2 protein-coding genes are annotated in these 2,702 nt (G+C 76.3%); both read left to right on the forward strand.

Annotated elements, in window-relative coordinates; all coding sequences use genetic code 11:
- Positions 1-959, forward strand: a 959-nt coding sequence (locus tag AB8Z36_RS36470) for a condensation domain-containing protein (RefSeq protein WP_369217681.1), incomplete at its 5' end; no start/stop codon positions are given.
- The coding region (locus AB8Z36_RS36475) for a condensation domain-containing protein (protein ID WP_369217682.1) at positions 956-2,702 on the forward strand (1,747 nt) is incomplete at its 3' end. The genes AB8Z36_RS36470 and AB8Z36_RS36475, both read left to right, overlap by 4 nt.

The raw sequence follows: 2,702 nt of genomic DNA on the forward strand, positions 1-2,702 counted from the left end.
CCCCGGCCGCCCCCGGCACCTCCTTCCACCGCTGGGCCACGCTTCTCGCCGAGGAGTCCGAGCGGCCGGAGCAGGTGGCCGAACTGGACTGGTGGCGTGCGGCGCTCGAGGGCGCGGCCGACGCCAGGTTCGCCGAGGGGCGGGGCGCCGGAGCGCGCCGCGCCACCCACACCGTCGAACTCCCCGCCGACCTCACCGAGGCGGCGCTCACGACCCTGCCCGCCGCCTTCAACTGCGGCCCCGACGCGGTCCTCCTCTCGGCGCTCGCCTCGGCCGCCGTACGGAACCGGGGCACGGGCACGGGCCTGCTCGTCCACCTGGAGGGCCACGGCAGGGAGACGCTCTCCACGCCCACGGACGTCTCCCGCACGGTCGGCTGGTTCACCACGCAGTACCCGGTCCTGCTCGACACCGGGCGGCCGGGTGAGACGTCGGCGGGCGACACCCTGAAGGCGGTCAAGGAGCGGCTGAGGTCGGTGCCGAACGGCGGCATCGGCTGGGGCCTCCTGCGCCATCTCAACCCCGGGACATCGGCCGAGCTGGCGGAACTCCCGGCGCCTGACGTCCGCTTCAACTACCTCGGCCGCCTCACCGGGGGCGACGCGGCGGGCGGCGAACTCCTGGACGCGGGCCCCGGCGCCGTACCCCTCGGCCACGCCCTGGAGATCGACGCCCTCGCCACGCCGGGCCCCGACGGCCGCCTCCGCCTTGAGGCGACCTTCTCGTACGCGGAAGGCGTCGTGGCCAGGGACGAGGTACGCGAACTCACCACCCGCTGGCGGGAGGCCCTGACCGAACTGGCCGAGGAGACGGAACGGGGCGGCCCGGTCGGCGCCACCCCGTCCGACTTCCCCCTGGTGGACCTGTCGGCGGAACAACTGGCGATGCTGGAGGGCGGTCTTGACGGTCTTGACGGTCTTGACGGCTTCCGGGACGGCACCCCGGAGGGCGGGCGATGAGCGGGCGCATCGCGGATGTGCTGCCGCTCACGCCCGTGCAGGAGGGGCTGCTCTTCCACGCCGTACGGGATGCCGAGGGGCCCGACCCGTACCTCGTGCAGGCCAGGTTCCGCACCGGGCCCGCGATCACGGCGGGCGCGCTCCGCGACGCCCTCGGCGCGCTCCTTGAGCGGCACCCGAATCTGCGGGCCTGCTTCCGGCACGCCCGCCTCGACCGTCCCGTGCAGGTCATCCCGCACGCGGTCACACCGCCCTGGGCCGAGGCCGATCTGACGGCGCTGCCCGCGGAGGAGGCCGCGGCACGGGCCGAGACGCTGCTCGCCGAGGACCGCGCGCGCCGCTTCGACCTGACGCGCCCGCCGCTGGTCCGCGCCCTGTTCCTGCGCCACGCCGACGGCGGCGAACTCGTCCTCACCTTCCACCACATCCTGCTCGACGGCTGGTCCGTCCCCGTCGTCGAACGGGACCTCGCCGCGCTGGTCACCGGCGAGCCGCTGCCGCCCGCCGTGCCCCACCGGAGCTACGCGCTCTGGCTGAGCCGCCAGGACCAGGGCCTCGCCCGGGCCGCCTGGCGCGACGCCCTCGCGGGCCTTGAGCGGCCCGCGCCACTGGTCACCGGGGAGCGCGCGGGCGCCGGAGAGCCCGACACCGTCCGGCGGCACCTCACCCCCGAGCTGACCGCCGCCCTCACCCGGCGCGCCGCCGAGGCGGGCGTCACGCTCAACACCCTGACGCAGGCCGCCTGGGCCCTGGTGCTCGCCCGGCTGACCGGCGCCCGCGACCTGGTCTTCGGCGGAGTCGTCTCGGGCCGCCCGCACGACCTCCCCGGCGCCGGGGAGATGGTCGGCCTGTTCATCAACACCCTGCCGGTGCGCGTCCGGCTGCGCGAGGGAGAGACGGTCGGCGAGCTCCTCACCCGCCTCCAGGACGAGCAGGCGCGGCTCGTGCCCCACCACCACGTGCGGCTGGCCGACATCCAGCGCGGCACCGTCGCCGGTCCGAGCGGCGCGGGTGAACTCTTCGACACCGTCCTCGCGTTCGAGAACTTCCCGCGCGGCACCGATGAGCGGGCGGACGGCCCGTACTCCGTGCGCGTACGGGACGTCCGCGATGCCACGCACTACCCCGTGACGCTCGCCGTCGTCGCGGGGGAGCGGCTGCTGCTCGCGGTGGGCTGCCGGTACGGGCTCTCGGCGGCCACGGTCACGGCCCGCGTGGTCCGCGCCTTCGAGCAGCTCGCCGGTGACCCGGCCACGCCGGTCGACCGGATCGACGTACTCCCCGAGGCCGAGCACCGCGCCCTGCTCGCGCGCGCGTCCGGTGCCCCGGCGGCCGACGTCCCGGGCCCCGCCACCGTGACCGGACGGTTCGCCGCCCAGGTGGCCCGCACCCCGGACGCGCCCGCCGTCGAGAGCGGCGACAGCGGCGACGACGTGCTCACGTACGCCGGACTCGACGAGGAATCGGCCCTGCTGGCCCGGCGGCTCGTCGCGGCGGGCGTGCCCCCCGGCTCCACCGTCGCCCTGCTGCTGCCCCGCTCGCCGTCCCTGGTCGTCGCCCAGCTCGCGGTCCTGAAGGCGGGGGCCCGCTGGCTGCCGCTCGATCCGGCACAGCCGGGGGAGCGGCTGCGGCGGCTCATCGGCGCGGCGTCGGCGGGGATGGTGGTGAGCCAGGGTGAGCCGCCGGTCGAACTGCCCGCCGATGTGCGCCACTTCGACCTGGCATCCGGACCACTCCCGCCCC

Origin of the sequence: Streptomyces flavofungini (assembly GCF_041028215.1) — a bacterium.
In the GTDB taxonomy this organism is placed as follows: domain Bacteria; phylum Actinomycetota; class Actinomycetes; order Streptomycetales; family Streptomycetaceae; genus Streptomyces; species Streptomyces flavofungini_B.